This is a genomic window from Enterobacter sp. SLBN-59, from assembly GCF_024807915.1.
GTDB lineage: Bacteria > Pseudomonadota > Gammaproteobacteria > Enterobacterales > Enterobacteriaceae > Enterobacter > Enterobacter asburiae_B.
This window is the reverse complement of sequence record NZ_JANUFI010000001.1, coordinates 860374-882033: the sequence shown is the minus strand read 5'-3', so window position 1 is coordinate 882033 and position 21660 is coordinate 860374. Positions and strand designations below refer to the sequence as shown.

General features: G+C 56.8%; 19 protein-coding genes. 5 read left to right on the top strand and 14 right to left on the bottom strand.

What is annotated here, in order from left to right:
* Nucleotides 1-16: 16 nt before the first annotated feature.
* Both M2422_RS04060 and M2422_RS04055 read right to left on the bottom strand, forming a co-directional pair.
* Nucleotides 17-505 carry a DMT family transporter gene (locus M2422_RS04060; protein ID WP_064672453.1) on the bottom strand — a complete coding sequence of 163 codons (489 nt, stop codon included), beginning with the start codon at nt 503-505 and terminating at the stop codon, nt 17-19.
* 4 nt (nt 506-509) lie between these two features.
* Nucleotides 510-944 (bottom strand): DMT family transporter, encoded by a 435-nt coding sequence (locus tag M2422_RS04055; RefSeq protein WP_064672454.1) that lies wholly within the window; start codon nt 942-944, stop codon nt 510-512.
* A gap of 95 nt (nt 945-1039) precedes the next feature.
* Here M2422_RS04055 and M2422_RS04050 point away from each other — a divergent pair, with 95 nt between their 5' ends.
* On the top strand, nt 1040-1972 hold the full coding sequence (locus tag M2422_RS04050) for a LysR family transcriptional regulator (RefSeq protein WP_064672455.1): 933 nt from the start codon (nt 1040-1042) through the stop codon (nt 1970-1972).
* Nucleotides 1973-1976: 4 nt separating this feature from the next.
* On the opposite strand, the gene M2422_RS04045 is transcribed toward M2422_RS04050, so the two are convergent.
* The 4 genes from M2422_RS04045 to M2422_RS04030 all read right to left on the bottom strand — a co-directional run bounded on the left by M2422_RS04045 (nt 1977) and on the right by M2422_RS04030 (nt 6057).
* Complete coding sequence (locus M2422_RS04045) at nt 1977-3005, bottom strand: methionine synthase (protein WP_023311627.1); 1029 nt, start codon at nt 3003-3005, stop codon at nt 1977-1979.
* A gap of 23 nt (nt 3006-3028) precedes the next feature.
* Nucleotides 3029-4003 (bottom strand): DUF1852 domain-containing protein, encoded by a 975-nt coding sequence (locus M2422_RS04040; RefSeq protein ID WP_064672456.1) that lies wholly within the window; start codon nt 4001-4003, stop codon nt 3029-3031.
* A 244-nt stretch (nt 4004-4247) separates the two neighbouring features.
* On the bottom strand, nt 4248-4931 hold the full coding sequence (locus tag M2422_RS04035; RefSeq protein ID WP_064672457.1) for a YrhA family protein: 684 nt from the start codon (nt 4929-4931) through the stop codon (nt 4248-4250).
* A gap of 10 nt (nt 4932-4941) precedes the next feature.
* Nucleotides 4942-6057 carry a DUF6883 domain-containing protein gene (locus M2422_RS04030; protein ID WP_064672458.1) on the bottom strand — a complete coding sequence of 372 codons (1116 nt, stop codon included), beginning with the start codon at nt 6055-6057 and terminating at the stop codon, nt 4942-4944.
* Nucleotides 6058-6367: 310 nt separating this feature from the next.
* Between M2422_RS04030 and M2422_RS04025 the strand changes: the two genes are divergently transcribed.
* Nucleotides 6368-6907, top strand: coding sequence for a DUF2058 domain-containing protein (locus tag M2422_RS04025; protein ID WP_023311631.1), 540 nt, complete (start codon nt 6368-6370; stop codon nt 6905-6907).
* 7 nt (nt 6908-6914) lie between these two features.
* Here M2422_RS04025 and M2422_RS04020 read toward each other — a convergent pair whose 3' ends face one another.
* On the bottom strand, nt 6915-7601 hold the full coding sequence (locus M2422_RS04020; RefSeq protein WP_064672459.1) for an RluA family pseudouridine synthase: 687 nt from the start codon (nt 7599-7601) through the stop codon (nt 6915-6917).
* A gap of 90 nt (nt 7602-7691) precedes the next feature.
* Nucleotides 7692-8297: an FMN-dependent NADH-azoreductase gene (gene azoR, locus M2422_RS04015; RefSeq protein WP_059311330.1), complete on the bottom strand. Its 606-nt coding sequence runs from the start codon at nt 8295-8297 to the stop codon at nt 7692-7694.
* A gap of 205 nt (nt 8298-8502) precedes the next feature.
* Between azoR and hrpA the strand changes: the two genes are divergently transcribed.
* Nucleotides 8503-12405: an ATP-dependent RNA helicase HrpA gene (gene hrpA / locus M2422_RS04010; RefSeq protein WP_039262562.1), complete on the top strand. Its 3903-nt coding sequence runs from the start codon at nt 8503-8505 to the stop codon at nt 12403-12405.
* A 70-nt stretch (nt 12406-12475) separates the two neighbouring features.
* Here hrpA and M2422_RS04005 read toward each other — a convergent pair whose 3' ends face one another.
* The 4 genes from M2422_RS04005 to M2422_RS03990 form a co-directional block, all read right to left on the bottom strand.
* Nucleotides 12476-13135 (bottom strand): O-methyltransferase, encoded by a 660-nt coding sequence (locus tag M2422_RS04005; protein ID WP_064672460.1) that lies wholly within the window; start codon nt 13133-13135, stop codon nt 12476-12478.
* A gap of 75 nt (nt 13136-13210) precedes the next feature.
* Complete coding sequence (locus tag M2422_RS04000; protein WP_259140032.1) at nt 13211-14590, bottom strand: efflux transporter outer membrane subunit; 1380 nt, start codon at nt 14588-14590, stop codon at nt 13211-13213.
* The gene (locus tag M2422_RS03995; protein WP_064672462.1) at nt 14587-15669 is read right to left on the bottom strand and encodes an HlyD family secretion protein; all 1083 of its coding nucleotides are present in this window, start codon (nt 15667-15669) and stop codon (nt 14587-14589) included. Before M2422_RS03995 ends, M2422_RS04000 begins: the two co-directional genes overlap by 4 nt.
* A 22-nt stretch (nt 15670-15691) precedes the next feature.
* On the bottom strand, nt 15692-17344 hold the full coding sequence (locus M2422_RS03990; protein ID WP_064672463.1) for an MFS transporter: 1653 nt from the start codon (nt 17342-17344) through the stop codon (nt 15692-15694).
* Between the two features lie 203 nt (nt 17345-17547).
* Between M2422_RS03990 and M2422_RS03985 the strand changes: the two genes are divergently transcribed.
* Complete coding sequence (locus M2422_RS03985) at nt 17548-18348, top strand: YdcF family protein (RefSeq protein ID WP_064672464.1); 801 nt, start codon at nt 17548-17550, stop codon at nt 18346-18348.
* A 409-nt stretch (nt 18349-18757) separates the two neighbouring features.
* Here M2422_RS03985 and gap read toward each other — a convergent pair whose 3' ends face one another.
* Nucleotides 18758-19759, bottom strand: coding sequence for a type I glyceraldehyde-3-phosphate dehydrogenase (gap, locus tag M2422_RS03980; protein ID WP_029740556.1), 1002 nt, complete (start codon nt 19757-19759; stop codon nt 18758-18760).
* 189 nt (nt 19760-19948) lie between these two features.
* Between gap and cybB the strand changes: the two genes are divergently transcribed.
* Entirely contained in the window at nt 19949-20479 is a 531-nt protein-coding gene (cybB, locus tag M2422_RS03975; RefSeq protein ID WP_023311642.1) for a cytochrome b561, read from the top strand.
* Between the two features lie 111 nt (nt 20480-20590).
* Here the strand turns inward: cybB and M2422_RS03970 are convergent, their stop codons facing one another.
* Nucleotides 20591-21658: an oxidoreductase gene (locus tag M2422_RS03970; protein ID WP_064672465.1), complete on the bottom strand. Its 1068-nt coding sequence runs from the start codon at nt 21656-21658 to the stop codon at nt 20591-20593.
* Nucleotides 21659-21660 lie beyond the last annotated feature (2 nt).

Genomic DNA, 21660 nt, shown 5'->3' with positions numbered 1-21660 from the left:
GTATGTTCCCCTCACCCTAACCCTCTCCCCGAAGGGGCGAGGGGATGTCCGTGCTCGCTGAGCGGGCTTTACTGCCCGAGTAAATGAAAACAAGCGCAATCCCCAGGCAGACAATTGCCCCCAGACGGCTCGTCGAAAACGGAATGGCGGGATTGCCCAGCCAGCCAAAGTTATCAATCAACATACTCATGGCGAGCTGGCCGAATATCACCGCCACCGTGGCGACGGCGGTGCCGATGCGCTGCACCGCCACGACCATGATCACAATGTAGGGCACGCCGAACATCGCCCCGATGAGCTGCCATTTCGGCACGTCCAGCAGCGTGACCGCCTGCTTCGGTTCAAAGAAGAAAATGAGCAGGGCGGTTACCAGCGCGCCGACGGAAAACGTCAGAAACGCGCTTTTAAATACCCCGACATTGCTGCCGAGCTGCCCGTTAATCGCGGCCTGAATGCTCAGCGTTGCGCCGCCGCAGAAGGCCAGAAGAATCATTATCAGCGTCATATCATCACCCCTGCGCGACCAGAACCAGTGCCGCAATAATAAAAACCAGCGCCACGATACGTTTTGCGTTTATCTTCCTGTTCGGCGTACCCAGCAGGCCAAAGTGGTCAATGATCAGGCTTTTAAAAACCTGACCAGCCAGAATGCCAATCATCGTCAGAGCGATGCCGATGGTCGGCGTGGCGATCGTCAGAATGACCACGTAAACAGGGCCAAGCACGCCGCCGAGCAGCTGCCAGCCGGGCTGGGCGAAAAACGACGGGCTGCTGCGCGGGCTGAAAAACAGCATCAGCAGAAACGTCAGCGCGGCGCCGACGCCAAAAATGCTGAACGTCGCCCATAAATCGCCCACTTCTCCCCCTAATGGCCCCAGTAGCCCCGCTTCGACGGAGAGGCCCATCCCGCCGGCAATCACCAGTAAAATCAAAACAAACTGCATTACGCTTCCTCCGTTTTCAGGCGAAGAAGATTACGTCGGTAGACCCGTGAGAAAAATGCCATAATGCAGGAAACACCTTTGCAGGAAATGCATCAATGTCAGATGCCGGAAGCATGAACCTTCGCTCACTGCTGCTGTTTATTGCCGTCTATGAAACGCAGAACTTTTCCGTCGTCGCGCGACGAGAGGGAATATCCGCCTCGCAGGTGTCGCGCATTGTTCATCAGCTTGAAGACGCGCTCGGCCAGCAGCTGTTCTATCGCAATACCCGTGCGGTGATCCCCACGGAAAGCGGGCATCTGTTTATCCGCTATGCCCGGGCGATGGTCGATAACTTCGAAGAGGCGCGCCGTGAGCTGGATGAACGTTCGACCGAACCCTCCGGCACGGTCCGCATAAACGGGCCGGTAATTTTTGCACAGAGACACGTTGCGCCCGGACTGGCAGGTCTGGCCGAGCGTTATCCACGGTTAACCATTGAGCTGACGCTGACCGATGACTTTATCGACCCGCACCGGGATGCCGCCGATCTCATCTTCCGCATCGGCACGCTGACGGATTCGACGTTCCACGCCCGTGTTTTTGGGCAGCAGCGCTACCACCTCGCCGCGTCGCCCGCGTATCTGCGTCAGCACGGCGTCCCGGCCGACCCGACCGAACTGAGCCAGCACAAATGTCTGGTCTATCGCGGTTCGTCCGGGCCTAACCGCTGGCTCGTGCGGCGCAAAGGGGAGAATTGGGTGCATTATCCCGTCGCGCCGCTGATGACGTCCAATAATGCGGAGTCGCTGCTCATTGCCGCGCTGGGTGGGATGGGGATCGTCCTGTTTCCGGACTGGCTGATTGGCGACAGGCTGAAGCGGGGGGAGCTGGTCGCCCTTTTGCCGGAAATGGCGTGCGCCATCAACACGGAGCAACTCAATATTGCGGCGATCTATCCTAACGCACGTCATCCGCCCCTGAACGTCAGGGCGGTGATTGATTATTACGTGGCGTTTTTCGGTACGCCGCTCTACTGGCAAACGTAAGGGATTACGCGCCGAGCTCCTTGCGGATAATCTCTGCGCCGGCGCTGAGCGCTTTCAGCTTGCCGTTAGCCACCTGACGTGAAAGCGGAGCCATGCCGCAGTTGGTTGACGGGTAAAGCTTGTCGGCATCGACGAACTGCAGCGCTTTACGCAGCGTATCGGCGACTTCCTCCGGCGTTTCAACGGCGTTGGTTGCCACATCAATCGCGCCGACCATCACCTTTTTACCGCGGATCAGCTCCAGCAGATCCATCGGCACGCGGGAGTTGTGGCACTCCAGGGAGATAATGTCGATATTAGAGGTCTGCAGCTTAGGGAAGGCCTCTTCGTACTGGCGCCACTCTGAGCCGAGCGTCTTTTTCCAGTCGGTATTGGCTTTGATGCCGTAGCCGTAGCAGATGTGTACCGCGGTTTCGCACTTCAGCCCTTCAATGGCGCGCTCCAGCGCGGCGATACCCCAGTCGTTCACCTCGTCAAAAAAGACGTTAAATGCCGGTTCATCAAACTGGATAATATCCACGCCCGCGGCCTCTAACTCACGCGCTTCCTGATTGAGGATTTTGGCGAATTCCCAGGCCAGCTTTTCGCGGCTTTTATAGTGCGCGTCGTAAAGGGTGTCGATCATGGTCATCGGCCCGGGCAGGGCCCATTTGATCGGCTTGTCCGTGAGCTGACGCAGGTATTTCGCATCGTCCACGAATACCGGTTTCTGACGCGCAACGGCTGAAACCACGGTCGGCACGCTGGCGTCGTAGCGGTTACGAATGCGCACCGTCTGGCGATTTTCAAAATCCACGCCGCTCAGGTGTTCAATAAAGGTGGTGACGAAGTGCTGGCGGGTCTGTTCTCCGTCGCTGACGATATCGATACCCGCGCGGATCTGCTCATCCAGAGACAGGCGCAGCGCGTCCTGTTTACCCGCCAGGAGTTCCTGATCCTGTAATTTCCAGGGTGACCACAGGGTTTCAGGTTGTGCAAGCCAGGTCGGCTTAGGCAGGCTGCCAGCCGTAGAAGTCGGGAGCAATGTTTTCATAATAAAAGACCTTTTTTGATGAATTAAAGCGTGTAGTTATCAGACCACTGCTCAAGAATGTGCTGGTAAGGCTTAATAAAGTACGCTTCGGTAAAGCGACCCTGTTCAATCGCCAGTCGGCTACGCTCTTCCCGGTCATAAACAATTTTGGTTAAGGAGTGATCCTGCTGGTTCAGATCCGGTCGGTAGCACAGTCCCGCCGCCGAGTTTGCGTTATAAATTTCCGGGCGATAGATTTTCTGGAACGTCTCCATCGTGCTGATGGTGGCAATCAGCTCCAGATCGGTGTAGTCACTCAGCAAATCCCCGGTAAAGAAGAACGCGAAAGGCGCCACGCTGTTTTCCGGCATGAAATAGCGAACCTGCAGGCCCATCTTCGCGAAGTACTGTTCCGTTAGCGACTCGCCATCCGGCTGATACTCAACGCCCAGCACAGGATGCTGGTTACCGTTGCGGCGATAGGTGTCTTTGCTGGAGACGCTCAGGCAGATCACCGGACCCTTGCTGAAGTTCTCTTTGTATTCCGGCGAGCTCACAAAGTGGCGGAAAATATTGCCGTGCAGTTCGCCAAACTTTTCCGGAATGCTGAAGTGCTGCTGGTTCTTGTTGTGTTCCAGCAGGCGCACGCTGAAATCATAATCCCGCACGTAAGAAGAGAAGTTATTTCCGACGATGCCAGGGATACGCAGGTTATTTTTTTTGTCGACAATCGTGGTTTGCAATATCTCAATGGCCGGGAACGGTTTTTCCGCGCCAATGTTCAAGTCGACAGAGATGATTTCCAGCTCAACCGCGTAGCGATCGGCGTTTGGGTTATCCCAGCGCGCCAGGGCGTTAAAGCGGTTGTTGATCATCACCAGCGTATTGCGCAGGTTTTCCTGACGCTTTTCCCCGCGCGCCAGGTTGGCAAAGTTGGTGGTCGTACGCGTATTTTCTGACGGGTTGTAATTCTCATCGAAGCAACTGCGCTTAAGGGTATATGTGAAAGCTTTGCTCATTGTGGTTATGCATCCTAAGTTCATGTTGCTAAGAAGTTACCGATGCATAATTTATGCCTGAGCCCGCGGCGCAGGGGAAGTGACTTAATTTCAATGCAACATGAGCGAAGTTCATGAACAGTGTTGCGCACAGGCTGGAGAGGGCAGTGAGAGAAGAGGTATCGGAATGCTTTCGTTATACCTCCTTATTAATGCGATCCAATAGGCTGGTTGAAAATACAACCAGCAATTGATGTTGCGGATTTCAGCTCAACGTATCAATCAGCGTGGACAACAATTCGCTGAGGTTAGCATGTGTTTCAATGGCATAATCCATTGATGCTTTATCACGGATCTCGAAACAGTCATCTGTGAAGTTGTAGGCAAACACGGTCATACCATCTTCACCAATGAGTACCTTGTCAGTAAGGTTCGGATCAACATAGCTTTCGTTGTCACGTATTTCAAAGTTACGAATGTAGATATTCGACCATACGGGTTCACCGTTCTCCGCCCCCACCAGGCTGTACAGCGTCAAACCGTTATACTCAAGGCCATCCATGATTTCGAACATACCAGTGTAGTCCAGCCGGTTAACCATCAGACGTTGGATATCCTGGTAAACTCTTCTCTTCTGAGCATCCCATTCAGCAGGGGCGGCTTTGTACATCAAGTCTGTCATTACGTCAGGATCTACTGGGTTGGCTACCGGGAAATTATTGTCAACCAGCAGTGTTTTAAGGATACCTGGAGTGAAATAACTCTTTAGTTGAGCGGGAAGCAAAGCAGGCATTGCGATTGTTCTTCCTTCCTCATCGCAAAACTCGACAAGATAGCCCCGCGTAGGGGTGTTGAAAACCATAACAATCGTACCAATAGTCCCTTTTACCAGTCCTTCATTCGGTAAATCCTCGCCTAAAATCACTACGTCTAATTCGGCTCTTTTCATTTGTATTTTCTCATTTAACAAATATGGTTGTCAGGCGAGGAACTAACGCGTCTGTTTCATACATCCAACCTGTACGCACGATCGCTGTTTCATCATTGACGCCTAAAATGGACATATCGACAGCAATTGTTTGGCCGTAATTATTTGCCTGCAACACTTTGGCTGGGGCCGATAATACGCCTTCCTTGATTCTTGCGGCTAAAACATCTGCATTAGTTGGGTTGTATCCCAGCGCTGATTCAAATACCCTGGCTTTGTGCCCCCCTGTAGGATGTGTTGAATCTAAAGCATAAGCCGCGAGTTTTTTTGGGTCGATAACGGCGTGTTCAGCATTCACTAATGTACCATTCTCAGAGGTGAAACCTTTTACATATGGGTTTTCTAGTGCTGGTATCTTACCGAGGCCCGATATTTCGTCTATTTCGCTTAAAGGGTTCAACCTGCCAATTGTCAATCCTGCTGCAATGGAGGCACCCGCAATCATTAACCCTTTGTTGTTCATGATTTGATCGTAGCCCGCGGGGGCATCCCCACCAAGCTGCTGTGCGGTTTCATGAAAACCTTTAATATTGCCGTTATACACCCCACCAGCGGCGAGCAGTCGACCAACAGCTTTACTATTCAGCGTTTTCCCCGACGGTGAAGTTGTTGGCCCGTAATAATCATAATGCATCCGTTGAGTGGGAGCAGACTTCCTGCCTTGCCGATCGGCAATAACGTTCCGGTAAGCGCTCATGATTTCGTCCTTATACCATGCATGCCACGATGAGGAAGTAGGGGTAAAAATTAGCTCGCCGTTATTGTCGATATAAAACGGGTTCCGGTCGCTGCTCCAGTGCCTGGAGGTATCTACTCCAACAAGCCAGCCAATTTGAAGTTCGCGTTCTACTTGATCATAAATGGGATCTGCGTAGCTGCATTGCCTTCGTTCATAGGGTCTTTTATGTGGAGATATGCTGTTTTTTCTTTTGGGAAGACCAAAAGAGAGGCTATGACCGTTTGCTTCATAAGACAGATCATAATGTTTACACGCCTCTTTCAGTGAACCTGCTGGAGTAAGAATGTATTGAAAATCTTCAGGGTTTAATTGCCGTGTTAAATCATGTGACCGGTAGAGTCGAAACATGCGGAATCCTTATCGTTAAGCATCATTGTTCCTTTTAAGGGCATATTTTTTTCATTCTCTTAATAAGAAAAAACAGCCTACGCCTGAAGCGATCGCAATTATTCAATCCGCATCATATTCACGAACTGCTCATTTTTTTTTAAGAAAATGACCTGACAATTTTTAATCACTCTTGCGGCTATAACGTTAGTAAACGCTGAATAAATAATAAACAAGGCTCAGGCGACAAAGCGCCATGCCTACTTCTCTGGCACACTCTCCGCAATTCCCGCTATAATCCCCAAAATTTCCAACCGGTTTAGAAACGATCATGACAAAACTCACCTTACAAGAGCAGATGCTGAAAGCGGGCCTGGTCAGCAGCAAAAAAGCGGCAAAAGTGCAGCGCACGGCAAAGAAATCACGCGTTCAGGCGCGTGAAGCTCGGGAAGCGGTAGAAGAGAACAAGAAAGCGCAGATCGAGCGCGACAAGCTGCTGAGCGAGCAGCAGAAGCAGGCCGTGCTGGCGAAAGAGTTTAAAGCACAGGTGAAGCAGCTGATTGAGATGAACCGCATCACCGTGGCGAAAGGTAACATCACCTTTAACTTCACCGACGGTAATCTGATCAAAAAAATCGACGTCGACAAGCAAACCCAGGCTCAGCTGATTAATGGCCGTCTGGCGATTGCCCGTCTGGTCATCAACGCCAGCGGCGACTGTGAATACGCGATTATTCCGGCGGTGGTGGCCGATAAAATTGCCCAGCGCGATGCCGACAGCATCGTGTTAAACAGCGCGCTAAGTCAGGAAGAGCAGGACGAAGACGATCCGTACGCGGACTTCAAAATCCCTGACGATTTGATGTGGTAAACCGCATTCAGAACGGGGCGGCGTGACGGGCGTTAACCGGCTCTCCGCTCACGGGATGAATAAAATTCAGTTCGCTTGCATGCAGCATCAGCCGGGGCGTTTTCTCCGCCCCCGGCGCTTCAAGACCGCCATACAGATCGCAGCCCAGAATCGGGTGCCCCAGCTGCTGACAGTGAATACGCAGCTGATGGGTTCGCCCGGTCTCCGGCGTAAGTATCACCCGCGTTAACGGCAGTCCCGTACCCTGATAAAACCGTTCCACCACCCGATAGCGGGAGCGGGCGGGTTTTCCGTTGAGGGCGCAGATCGACATCAGCGGGAACAGCGCCGGGTCTTTGGCAATCGGCGCGTCTATTATTCCCTCGTCGTTTTCCACATGGCCGCAAAGCAGGGCGCTGTAGATCTTCTCCACGCTGCGCTGGCTGAACTGCTGGCACAGCGCCGCGTTGATGGCCTTATTGCGCGCAACCACCATCAGCCCGGACGTGCCGAAATCCAGACGGTGTACCAGCGTGCAGCCGGGGAACGTCTGGACCAGACGATAATGGACGGAATCAAGGTTTTGCGGATTTTTGCCCGAGAGGCTGAGCAGACCGGAAGGCTTATCGATCAGCAGCAGATGTTCATCCTGCCAGAGGATCTGAATGTCGTCGTGACACGGTGGGGCTATAAAAGAATCAATAATCGCAGACATCAGGCCGCCCGGCTGGAGAGTGGGAGCGGATGATAACGAAATGCGGGGGAAAAGAAAAACCCTCCCACCAGGCGGTGAGAGGGCAAAATCTTAGGCTGCTACCAGGCTGTCGATGGCGGCTTTCGCATCGGTCTGCGCTTTGGTCGCCACTTCCGGACCGTAAGCGATACCTTCAGCGAACACGAAGTTCACGTCGGTGATGCCGATGAAGCCCAGGAACAGGCTCAGGTACGGTGCAACCAGGTCGGTTGGGGTGTCTTTATGGATACCGCCACGGCTGGTCAGTACGATCGCACGTTTACCTTTCACCAGACCTTCAGGGCCGTTCTCGGTGTAACGGAAGGTTACGCCAGCGCGCGCCACCAGGTCGAAGTAGTTCTTCAGCTGGGTAGGGATGTTGAAGTTGTACATTGGGGCGTTGATGACGATAACGTCGTGCGCCTGCAGCTCGGCAATCAGCTCGTCGGACAGGGCCAGGGCTTCCTGCTGACGTGGAGACAGCGGTGCATCGCCTGGACGCAGCGCGCCAACCAGCTCGCCGTCCAGCACAGGAATTGGGTTTGCAGCCAGGTCACGCACGGTGATTTCGTCAGCGGAATGCTGTTCACGCCACTGTTCAACGAAGTAATCAGACAGCTGACCAGACTGAGAGTACCCTGCCAGAATACTGGATTTCAAAACTAATACTTTGCTCATGGGTGATTCCTGTTGTTGCATTTGATTGAAGGGGGTTGCCCCGTTGCTTGTTGACACTCTATTCACAATCCTGCCACAGAGATAGCGCAATATATCGAAGTCTATGTTCGAATTTTTTGAATAAGGCGCGAAAGACGTCAATGTGGTACTCTATAGCAATCATTAAAAAGAGAGTTTATCAGGGCGTGTACTGCCCTTTAACGCTATGACAGAACAACAAAAATTAACCTTCCCGATGCTCCTGCAACAGCTTGATTCTCTGATGTTGCGCGATAAACAGCGCTTTGCCCGCCGTCTGCACGGCGTGAAGAAGGTTAAAAATCCTGATGCACAACAGGCCATTTACCAGGAGATGGCGAAAGAGATTGAACAGGCGGCAGGGAAGGTTGTGCTGCGCGAAGCCGCACGTCCGGCAATTACCTACCCGGAAAACCTGCCCGTCAGCCAGAAAAAACAGGACATCCTTGAGGCCGTCCGCGACCACCAGGTGGTGATTGTTGCGGGGGAAACCGGCTCGGGGAAAACCACCCAGCTGCCGAAAATCTGTATGGAGCTGGGACGCGGGCTAAAAGGGCTGATAGGCCACACCCAGCCGCGTCGACTGGCGGCGCGCACCGTGGCGAACCGTATTGCCGAAGAGCTGCAGACGGAGCCGGGCGGCTGCATCGGTTACAAGGTGCGATTCAGCGACCACGTTAGCGATAACACCATGGTCAAGCTGATGACCGACGGTATTCTGCTGGCGGAAATCCAGCAGGATCGCCTGCTGATGCAGTACGACACCATCATCATTGACGAAGCGCACGAGCGCAGCCTGAACATTGACTTCCTGCTCGGCTACCTGAAAGAGCTGCTGCCGCGTCGCCCGGATCTGAAAATCATCATCACCTCCGCGACCATCGACCCGGAGCGCTTCTCGAAGCATTTCAACAATGCGCCGATTATCGAGGTGTCAGGACGCACGTATCCGGTGGAAGTGCGCTATCGCCCGATTGTGGAAGAGGCGGACGATACCGAGCGCGACCAGCTGCAGGCCATCTTCGACGCCGTTGACGAGCTGGGCAACGAAAGCGCGGGCGACATTCTGATCTTCATGAGCGGCGAGCGCGAAATCCGCGATACCGCCGATGCGCTCAGCAAGCGCGACCTGCGCCACACGGAGATCCTGCCGCTTTACGCGCGCCTGTCAAACAGCGAGCAGAACCGCGTATTCCAGCCGCACGGCGGGCGACGCATCGTTCTGGCGACCAACGTGGCGGAAACCTCGCTGACCGTGCCGGGGATCAAATACGTTATCGACCCGGGCACGGCGCGCATCAGCCGCTACAGCTACCGCACGAAGGTTCAGCGGCTGCCGATTGAGCCGGTCTCCCAGGCGTCCGCGAACCAGCGTAAGGGCCGCTGCGGCCGCGTGTCGGAAGGGATCTGTATTCGTCTCTATTCGGAAGATGATTTCCTGTCGCGTCCGGAGTTTACCGACCCGGAAATTCTCCGCACCAACCTGGCGTCCGTTATCCTGCAGATGACCGCGCTGGGGCTGGGCGACATCGCGGCGTTCCCGTTCGTCGAAGCGCCGGATAAACGCAACATTCAGGACGGCGTGCGTCTGCTGGAAGAGCTCGGGGCGATCACCACCGACGAGCAGGCGACGGTCTACAAGCTAACGCCGCTGGGCCGCCAGCTCAGCCAGCTGCCGGTGGATCCGCGTCTGGCCCGTATGGTGCTGGAAGCGCAAAAGCACGGCTGCGTGCGCGAGGCGATGATCATTACCTCGGCGCTCTCCATTCAGGATCCGCGCGAGCGTCCGATGGACAAGCAGCAGGCGTCTGACGAAAAGCACCGTCGCTTCCACGACAAAGAGTCCGACTTCCTCGCCTTCGTAAACCTGTGGAACTATCTCGGCGAGCAGCAGAAAGCGCTCTCCTCGAACCAGTTCCGCCGCCAGTGCCGCGTGGATTTCCTCAACTACCTGCGCGTGCGCGAGTGGCAGGATATCTACACCCAGCTGCGCCAGGTGGTGAAAGAGCTGGGCATTCCGGTCAACAGCGAGCCGGCGGAGTACCGCGAGATTCATATCGCGCTGCTGACCGGCCTGCTGTCCCACATTGGGATGAAGGACGCGGAAAAGCAGGAATATACCGGCGCGCGCAACGCCCGTTTCTCCATCTTCCCCGGTTCCGGCCTGTTCAAGAAGCCGCCGAAATGGACCATGGTCGCCGAGCTGGTGGAAACCAGCCGCCTGTGGGGGCGTATTGCCGCGCGTATCGATCCGGAATGGGTCGAGCCGGTGGCGCAGCACCTGCTGAAACGCTCGTACAGCGAACCGCACTGGGAGCGCGCGCAGGGAGCGGTAATGGCGACCGAAAAAGTGACCGTTTACGGCCTGCCGGTGGTCGCCGCGCGTAAGGTCAACTACAGCCAGATTGACCCGGCGCTCAGCCGCGAGCTGTTTATCCGTCACGCGCTGGTGGAGGGTGACTGGCAGACGCGCCACGCCTTCTTCCGCGAAAACCTGAAGCTGCGCGCGGAAGTGGAGGAGCTTGAGCACAAGTCCCGCCGCCGCGACATTCTGGTGGACGACGAGGCGCTGTTTGAGTTTTACGACCAGCGCATCAGCCACGATGTTATCTCCGCCCGCCACTTCGACAGCTGGTGGAAGAAGGCCAGCAAAGAGACGCCGGACCTGCTCAACTTTGAAAAGAGCATGCTGATTAAAGAGGGGGCGGAGTCGGTCAGCAAGCTCGACTACCCGAACTTCTGGCATCAGGGCAACCTCAAGCTGCGTCTGACGTATCAGTTTGAACCGGGTGCCGACGCGGACGGCGTGACCGTTCATATTCCGCTGCCGCTGCTAAACCAGGTCGATGAGGGCGGTTTTGAATGGCAAATTCCCGGCCTGCGCCGCGAGCTGGTGATTGCGCTGATCAAATCCCTGCCGAAACCGGTGCGCCGCAACTTTGTGCCTGCGCCAAACTATGCGGAAGCGTTTTTAGGCCGCGTCACGCCGCTGGAGCTGCCGCTGCTGGACGCGCTCGAGCGCGAGTTCCGACGCATGACCGGCACCACCATCGACCGCGAAGACTGGAACTGGGATCAGGTGCCCGATCACCTGAAAATCAGCTTCCGCGTGGTGGATGATAAAAACAAAAAGCTGCTGGAAGGACGTTCGCTGAGCGAGCTGAAAGAGTCGCTGAAAGGGAAAGTTCAGGAGACGCTTTCTGCGGTGGCGGACGACGGTATCGAGCAGAGCGGGCTGCACATCTGGAGCTTTGGTCAGCTTCCGGAAAGCTACGAACAGAAGCGCGGTAACTATAAGGTCAAAGCCTGGCCGGCGCTGGTGGACGAGCGCGACAGCGTGGCGATCAAGCTGTTTGATAATCCGCAGGAACAGCAGCAGATGATGTGGCGCGGGCTGCGTCGCCTGCTGCTGCTCAACATCCCGTCGCCGATCAAGTATCTGCACGAGAAGCTGCCGAACAAGGCTAAGCTCGGGCTGTACTTTAACCCGTACGGCAAGGTGCTGGATCTGATTGACGACTGCATCTCCTGCGGCGTGGACAAGCTGATCCACGAGGCGGGCGGTCCGGTCTGGACGGAAGAGGGCTTTGCTCAGCTTCATGAAAAGGTGCGCGCAGAGCTGAACGACACCGTGGTGGAGATAGCCAAACAGGTCGAGCAGATCCTCACCGCCGTGTTCAATATCAACAAGCGCCTGAAGGGGCGCGTGGATATGACCATGGCGCTGGGGCTGTCGGACGTGAAGGCGCAGATGGCGGGGCTGGTCTATCGCGGCTTCGTCACCGGCAACGGCTTTAAGCGTCTGGGCGATACGCTGCGCTATCTGCAGGCGATTGAAAAACGTCTGGAAAAAATGGCTATCGACCCGCACCGCGATCGCGCGCAGATGCTGAAAGTGGAGAGCGTGCAGCAGGCGTGGCAGCAGTGGCTAAACAAGCTGCCGCCGGCGCGCCGCGACGATGAAGACGTGCAGGCGATCCGCTGGATGATCGAAGAGCTGCGCGTCAGCTTCTTTGCCCAGCAGCTCGGTACGCCGTATCCGATTTCGGATAAGCGTATTCTGCAGGCGATGGAGCAGATTTCCGCTTAAAACTCTTGCCCGGTTTTCTCCCTCTCCCTGTGGGAGAGGGTCGGGGTGAGGGCATCAGGCCGCACAATTTTCACCCGTTCACGATTGCCAGCGTAAACCCATCCCATCCCTTAACCCCCACCGTTTGCAGCGCGGTGGCGGTTAGGCGCGGGTTATCCCCAATCATTTCGATAAAACGCCGCACCCCCAGCACGCGCGCGTCGTCGCTTTGCCCGTTAATCACTTCGCCATCGCGCACCACGTTATCGCCAATGATTATCGTGCCGGGACGTGAATAGTGCAGCGCCCACTCCAGATAGCCGGGATTGTTTGGCTTATCGGCATCAATAAAGATCAGGTCGAACGGCGGAACGTCACCGAAATTCTCCAGTGAGCTCAGCGCCGGGCCTTCAATCAGTTCAATGCGATCGTTCAGCCCCGCGAGGTGAATATTCTGGCGGGCCACATCGGCATGCGTCGGGTCAGCCTCGAGCGTAATCAGCTTTCCGTCCGGCGGCAGGGCGCGCGCCATCCAGATTGAGCTATAGGCGCCCAGCGTACCAATCTCAAGGATGCGTCTTGCCTGGGTCATGCGCACGAACAGCGCCAGCAGTTGCCCCTGATTGGCCGCAACATCGTGTTCGGGTAGCCCGGCGCGTTTATTGTTTTCCAGTACCTGATGAAGCACGTCATCGTCAGGGATTAGCGAAGAAATCATGTAATTATCTACTGCAGACCATTGTTGATGCATAGATTGACTCCTTGGGTTTTTCTCCCTCTCCCTGTGGGAGAGGGTCGGGGTGAGGGCATCAGCGCGCAAGGGGGTTCACGCGCTCTTCCAGCCGCCGCCCAGCGCCCTGTACAAATCGATCTGCGCCAGCAGCAGGTTATTTTTCACCTGCACTACGCTGGTCTGCACCGAGTACAGCGTGCGCTGCGCGTCCAGCACGTCCAGATAGGAAGAGTAGCCGTTGCGATTGCGGTTCTGCGCAATGCGCAGCGTCTCCTGCGCCACCTCCTGCTGGGCAAGCAGCTCGGTCAGCTGTTCCTGATAGCGCGTAATAGCATCAAGGCTGTTATTCACTTCGGCAAACGCGTTACGCACGGTTTTTTCATAGGCGTACAGCGCCTGGTTACGCTGGGACTGGGAAATATCCACCTGCGCATTCAGCGCCTGGCGGTTCAGCAGCGGGGCGAGAATACTGCCCCCGACGCTCCAGAGCTGAAGCGGGTTGTCCAGCAGGCCGGACAGGGTGCGATCCTGTATCGATCCGGTCGCGGTCAGGTTGATCGACGGCAGCAGGCTCGCGCGCGACGCGGCAAGCGAGGCGTCTGCCGCAACCAGCTGGCGTTCGGCCTGAACGATATCCGGTCGACGGTTCAGGAGGGTGGAAGGCAGCTGTGACGGCAGCGTCAGCGGCGTTAGCGCCTCAAAGCTTTCGCTGCGCGCTACCGCGCCGGGATTACTTCCCAGCAGCAGGCTCAGGGCGTTCTCCTGCTGTGCAATCTGATGCTGCAGCACGGGAACCTGCGCTCGCGTCGAGCGGAGTTCGGAATCCGACTGCATCAGCTCCAGACGCGAGCTGTAGCCCGTCTCAAACTGACGTTTCGCGAGGTTAAATGCCTCTTCGCGCGATTTCAGCGTGGATTCGGTCACCCGCAGCTGTTCGTCAAGCGAGAGCAGGGTGACGTACCCGGATGCAACGGAAGACGCGACGGTCAAATCCGCGGCGGCAGCGGCGGCTTTTTGCGCCGCCAGCGAGGCTTCGGCGGCACTGGCCGTGCTGCGGTTGACGCCCCAGATATCCACGTCGTAGCTCGCCGTCAGGCTACCTCTGTACAGCGTGCCGTAGACCGGCAGCCCGGTCGCGGCGGATTGCGAACGGGCGCGGGTCCCCGTTACGCCCGCGTCAAGTGACGGAAACAGGCTGCCGTCGGCCGCAAAGACCCGCGCCTGATACTCGTTAATCCGTTCGCGGGCGATCAGCACGTCGCTGTTGTTCTTTAGCGCCCGATCCACGTAGCGGTTGAGGTTGTTGTCATGAAAATTGCGCCACCAGAGCTGCTCCGCCGGGCTGGCAGGACCGGCGTCAGCACGCCACTGGGCGGGGATTTGCAGCGTCGGCTGCGCAGGTTTTACGTCGACGGACTGGCATCCGGCGAGCATTACCGCCAGCACCAGACCGGCTATCGGGCGAAGGGTCATTGTTTGCCCTCCCGCGTATCAATGGTCACCTGCACCGACATGCCCGGACGCAGCAGGGCGGACTCCTCAGGCTTGCCGAGCACCTCGATGCGCACCGGAATACGCTGGGCGATTTTGACAAAGTTGCCGGTGGCGTTGTCCGGCGTGATGGCGCTGAATTCAACCCCGGTTGCCGGCGAGATGCTCTCCACGCGGCCCTGATACGCTTTGTTGTTCAGGGCATCGACGGTGAATTTTACCGGCTGGCCGACGCGCAGCTCCGCAAGCTGCGTCTCTTTGATATTGGCGATCACCCAGTGCTGCGGCGGAACCAGCGTGGTGAGATGGGTCCCGGCAGTCACGTAGGCCCCGAGACGCACGGCAATCTGGCCGAGCTGGCCGTCGCGCGGGGCGATGATGCGGGTGTTTTGCAGGTCAATTTGCGCCAGCTCCAGTGCCGCTTTCGCATTTTCGACATCCGCCTCCAGCGCGCCGCGGTTCACAATTACCGTCTGCAGATCCTGACGCGACATCTCAAGCGAGGCTTTGGCCTGCTCGATATCGGCGCTGCCCTGGGCCGCGCTGGCCAGCGCCGCGTCGCGCTCGCGAATGGAAAGCGATCCGTCAGCCGTCAAATCCTTCACGCGCTTTAAATCCGCCTGGGTTTTCAGGCTCTGGGCGCGGGCATTTTTCAGCGCCGCGTCATTTTTGGCGATCGTCGCTTCGGCGCTTTTACGCTGCTGCAGGTTGTTATTGAGCGCGGCAATTTTCATCGCCAGCTGCGCCTCGGCCTGATGCACGCGCTGACGATAGATACGGTCATCAATCTGCAGCAGCAGGTCGCCTTTTTTAACCTGTACAAAGTCCTGAACCTTCACCTCGGTGATATAGCCATTCACCTGGGGGCTGATAAACGTCGTCTGACCGCGCACGTAGGCGTTGTCGGTAAACTGCGCGTGGCGGGTGAACGGCGGAAGCTGCCACGCGTAAAGGATCACCAGCACGCCGACAATACCGATGGCGGCGGCGGTGAAAACGGAAACAATGCGCACATTTTTGCGGGTGTTGGCCTGCTCTTTGGCGGCATCCTGCTGACTCATAAACTCTCCAGAAATATTTCAATTATTTATTGCCGGTGGCGTTCTTAAGCGCCATACGGGCAGTAATGCGCAGGCGCAGCAAGCGCCATAAAATCCAGACCAGCGTGGCGGCAGCGATGCCCGCCGTCAGCAGGTAAGTATCGTTGTAAGCCAGAATATTCGCCTCAAGCGTCGTCACCGTTTGCAGCTGCGTTATCGCCTGCGTTCCCAGCAGCGAACTGTCGCCAATCAGGCTTCGGTACATCTGGGTGTAAATCTGGATACGCTCGTTGACCAGCGGATTGAGCGTGGTGAGCTGGTCCGCCAGCAGGCTGGAGTGGTACTTCTCGCGCCAGGTCTGGAAGGTTCCGAGGATCGCGGAGCCCAGCAGGCCGCCGAGGTTCTGGCTCATGCCGAACATCACCGAGAAGCTGACCAGGTTACGCGGATCTGCAATCACCCCGCCAATGGCGGCCAGCATGGCGGGTGCCAGGAAGAAGGCGCTGCCGAAACCCAGCAGAAACTGGCTTAGCATCAGCTGATCCGGCCGGGTCAGGTTGCTGGACTGGCTGTCCAGCAGCGAGGCAACAATCATCAGCGCCAGAGAGGTGATGATTGGCCACGCAAGTTTCGTCGGCTTGATGGTCAGACAGCTGGTGACGATCCCGCAGACGATCCCGGCGAAAATGGACCACGCCAGGTGGGTCATCTGCTCGTTCTGTAACCCCACGTACTGCAGCCAGCCGATGACCCCGGTGTTTTGCTCTGCCAGCACGATACGGATCAGCAGCATGATGAGCCCCAGACGGACGATGCTGCCGCTCGACAGCCAGCGGGTGTTCAGCAGCGGGTTGGCGCGGTTATGTTCAAAGACGATGGCAGCCACAATCAGCACCAGCGATAGCGCCAGCGACCAGCCGATCCACGGCGCCTCGAACCACCAGTCAAGGCGGCCCAACGAGAGCACGGCGCAGAGCAGGGCCATTCCGGGGGCCATTAAAAAGAAGGTGATGAAGTCTTTTTTCTCAAAAACCTTGCGCCTGTCGCCCGGGGGCAGTTTTAAGGCTATTACGCAGGCCAGGGAGATCAGCGCCAGCCCCAGCTCGAAGAAATAGAGCCCGCGCCATTCGTCCAGCTGCAGCAGTTCGGTGGAAAACAGGCGGGCAAGTGGGATAGCGAGCGACGACCCGGTAATCCCGATGGTGAGCGCCTTCAGGCGGTGCTTCGCAGGCCAGGCCTGGATCTGATAGTAAATCCCCAGCGAGCTGAGCGCGGCGGCCACCATCCCGTGCGCGGCGCGCACCATCAGCGCCGAGCTGAGATCGTTAACGAACAGGTGGAAAAAGGTCACCAGCACGTACAGCACCAGAAAACCTTCCGTGAAGGCGCGCAGACCGTACTGCTGGCGGAACTTGACCAGCAGCAGGTTGATAGAGATGTTGGTCATGACGTAGACCGCGGGCAGCCAGGCGATTTCGGTCGACCAGGCCCCGAAGGTCCCCTGCAGGTTTTGCAGGTTGGCGGTCACCACCGCATTTCCCAGCGCCCCCGTCAGGCACACCAGCAGGCCAACGACGCCGTAGGCAATGCGTTTTGGCGTACTGTGCTCGGGTGTGGAAGGCGAACCCAGCAGGGCGGGTTTCTCATGTGGCTGCCACTCGCGAGGAGCATAAGGGTCGCGTTCGGGCAGGCGCATAACGTCGTTTACCTTAGAAATAGTTGAATAATTAGCGGGCTAGCGATTCTACGTCTGCCGCAAATGATAATTCAAGTGAATATGATTTACGCATGTTAATCAAATGTAGAAGGGAAGTTTAAGGAAAAAGAGCGGCCCGATGTCGCCGTTGTGTTGAGAACCTGAAGTCGCTACCCTGAAGGGATAGAGAGAAGGAGTTCATCATGGAACAGCCCCATTTTCCCATCCTGCCGGATGCCACGCTGGCGGCCATCAATACTGTCTGTGAATGGCTGGCGCAGGACGACCTGAGCGACAGCCGCCAGCCCCCGGACGTCGATGCGGTGATCCTGGCAGGAAACGCGGTGATCCCGACCATTGAGGCGGCCTGCCGAATTGCCGTGCAGAGAGACATCCCGCTCCTGATTAGCGGCGGTATTGGTCATTCAACCGCATTTTTATATTCAGCTATCGGCAGTCATCCGCGTTATCACACCTTGCCCGTCGAAGGGCGGGCGGAAGCGAGCATTCTTGCCGACATTGCGCGGGAGTTCTGGCAGATCCCCGAGACGCGCCTGTGGATTGAGGATCAATCCACCAACTGCGGTGAGAACGCGCGTTTTAGCTGGAATATGCTGAAACAGCATCAGCGAGCAACCGGGCGGATGCTGGTGGTACAGGACCCGACGATGCAGCGCCGTACGATGGCGACGTTTGCCCGCGTTTGTCGGGATGAGCCCGTGTCACCGCAGTGGATAAGCCATCCCGGGTTTACGCCAACGCTGCACAATGGCAAAGTGGGCGTGGAGTTTAGCGCGGGCAATAGCGGACTCTGGCCCGTTGACCGCTACCTGTCACTGGTTTTGGGGGAGCTGCCGCGTTTGTATGATGACGTTAACGGCTATGGCCCGGCCGGGCGGGATTTTATCGCGCACGTTGAATTCCCGGATGCTGTGATTGCCGCATGGGGACAGTTACAGCAGGACCCGGTTCTCGCGGATGCGTTGTCCAGGCGCTCGATTTAAGGGTGTAATCAGAAGCGATAACAACCGCTTCAGAATAACATTTGGCTTACAGCAAAGTCCTGGTCCGGCTGTATATCGCCGAAGCGTTTCCGTAAGGCCGGGGCGAGGCGCAGGGATGCGCCGAGAGGGCGTGGCCTGCAGGGATGCAGGCTCATGCCCGACCCGATAGCCTGAAGGAATAAGCTGAGGGGACCGCGAAGCGGCGATTTACCGCCGGGAGCCCGGGTTGCCAGGGTGGTGGCGATTGAGCCACCCTGGCACGTTCACCGGTTATGTCGTTAAAGAGTAGCAAGGAACATAAAGTGAACGGAATGACCACCACACCCGTATGTTCCCCTCACCCTAACCCTCTCCCACAGGGAGAGGGGATGCTTCACTGCTCATATTAGCCCTGAATAAAGGCCTAGAATCACAGCGCCGCAAACTTATCCAGCGTCCGCACCAGCTGCGTCACGAAACCATATTCGTTGTCATACCAGGCTACCGCTTTCACCAGCTGCAGCTCTCCCGCTTCTGACACCTCCGTCTGCGTGGCGTCAAACACCGAACCGTAATGCGAGCCAATTACATCGGACGAGACAATCTCTTCGTCGGTATACCCGAACGATTTATTGCCCTGCGTCGCCTTTTTCAGCGCGGCGTTGATCTCCTCAACGGTCACTTTCTTGCCCAGAATCGCCACCAGCTCGGTGACTGAACCCGTTTTTACCGGCACGCGCTGCGCGTGGCCCTTCAGCTTGCCGCTGAGCGCAGGGATCACCAGACCGATGGCCTTTGCCGCACCGGTAGTGTGGGGAATGATATTCTCTGCCGCCGCCCGCGAGGCGCGAAGGTCTTTTCCGCGCGGGCCATCCACCAGCGCCTGCGTACCGGTATAGGCATGAATGGTGGTCATGGTGCCCACTTTTATTTCAAACGCATCGTTCAGGGCTTTTGCCAGCGGGGCGAGGCAGTTGGTGGTGCAGGATGCGACGGAAATAATGGTGTCACTGGCGTCAATGGTGTCGTCATTCACGCTGTAGACGATGGTTTTCATCTCGCCCGCAGGCGCAGAGATCAGCACTTTCTTCGCCCCGGCGTCCAGGTGCGCCCGTGATTTCTCTTCAGAGGTATAAAAGCCGGTGCACTCCACGACGATATCCACGCCTGCGGCTTTCCACGGAATGTGCTTCGCCTCTTTTTCGGCGTACACCGCAATGGTTTTACCGTCGACAATCAGCGCATCCTCGGTGAAATCGACGCTCCACGGGAAGCCACCGTAGTTGGAATCATGCCTGAGCAGGTAGGCCAGCACTTTCGGTGAGGTGAGGTCGTTGATGGCGACGACGGTATTGCTGTCCTGGGTTTCAAGAAGGCGACGCAGTACAAGGCGCCCAATGCGTCCAAAGCCGTTAATGCCAATTTTACTCATGGTGTTCTCCTGTAAACGTGTCGATGCGACAGTTTGAACTCATCCAGGCTTAGACCATCACGGGCAGGGCGGCAATTGAAGATGCTTCATGCGGGAGGAAGTATTTGAAAAACCATACAGAAAAGTTAATGAATTTTTAAGGAAAGGAGATTATGTTGGCGCGGTAACTGTTTTTAATCGGGAAATCACATGCGCACTAAATATACAAGCCTGCAAATCGGCATCCACTGGCTGGTGTTTCTGTTAATCATCGTCGCCTACTGCGCCATGGAGTTCAAAGGTTTCTTCCCGCGCACCGCGCGTCCAGCGATCAATATGATCCACGTCTCGTGCGGTATCAGTATCCTGGTGCTGATGGTGACGCGTCTGCTGGTTCGCCTGAAATTCCGCGCGCCACCGATTCAGCCGAAGCCAAAAGCGATGGTGACGGGGATGTCCCACCTTGGGCATCTGGTGGTGTATCTGCTGTTTATTGCGCTGCCGCTGATTGGCATTGTGATGATGTACAACCGGGGCAGCGACTGGTTTGCGTTCGGCCTGGCGATGCCGCATGCGGCGGAGTCCAATTTCGACCTGGTTGATATGTTGAAAGAGTGGCACGAGACGCTGGCGAACCTGGGCTACTTTGTGATTGGCCTGCACGCGGCGGCGGCGCTGATGCATCACTATTTCTGGAAAGATAATACTCTTCTGCGCATGATGCCGAAAAAGCGTTCGTAGTGCTGAAACATTGTCGCCACCTTTCTTGCCCGGCGGCGCTTCGCTTGCACGGGCCTACAAACGGCGCTGAATCGTAGGCCGGGTAAGCGCAGCGCCACCCGGCTTGTTTTTTTAACCCAGCAGCGCACGCTCTTCGGCAGTTAACGCCAGCGCCTGAGTTGATCCCGTCTCCGACGACTTCACCGCCGCTTCCAGCACGGCCATGACCGCCAGTGCCTCAACAGGGTGGACAGGATTGGTGATTTTCCCGAGCAGCGCATCACGTACGTTGACGTAATACTGGCGCTGATCGCCTTTCGGGGTTGGGATCGTCTGCGGTGCGCCGTCGGCGCCAAAGAAGACCATGCTGTCGCCGTCTTCGCCCCAGGTTTCACTGCCGGGGATCACCCCTGCGAGCAGCTGCGCTTCCTGCTGGTCAATTCTGGCTTTCACCACGCTGCCCTTGTCCCCGTGGACGCTAAAGCGCGCCGTACCGCCAGCAACCAGCATGCTGGCGTGCAGAATGACCTTATGCTCCGGGTAGTTTAAGACCACGTGCGCCCAGTCGTTAATTTCTGCGCCGTCGCGCAGCGTCGCGATATTCCCCTGAACCGACTCCGGCAGGCCAAAGAGCTGAAGCGTCTGGTCAATCAGGTGAGGGCCCAGATCAAACCACAGACCGCTCCCGGGGACGTTCTGCTCGCGCCAGCGCACGCGCACTTCCGGGCGGAAGCGGTCGATGTGCGATTCCAGGTGTTTAACCTTGCCGAGCGTGCCTTGCTCAATAATCTGCTTAATGCCGAGGAAATCGCTGTCCCAGCGGCGGTTGTGGAAGACGGAGAGCAGCAGCTGCTTTTCATCCGCCAGCGCAATGAGGTCGCGGGCTTCCTGCATATCGAGGGTAAAAGGCTTGTCCACGACCACGTGTTTCCCCGAGTTCAGGGCCAGCGTCGCCAGCGGGGCGTGCGTGGCGTTGGGGGAGGCAATCACCACCAGATCGATATCAGGATGCTGAATGGCCTCTTCCGGTGTCGCCACCACCTGTACGTCCGGCAGATCGCGTTTAACCTTCTCTTCATCACGAGAAGAGACCACGGCCAGCTTAATCCCGTCCACCGACTGGATCAGCGGGGCATGGAAGGTTTTACCGACAAATCCATACCCGATCAGCGCAATGTTGATTGTTTGAACTTTACTCATGA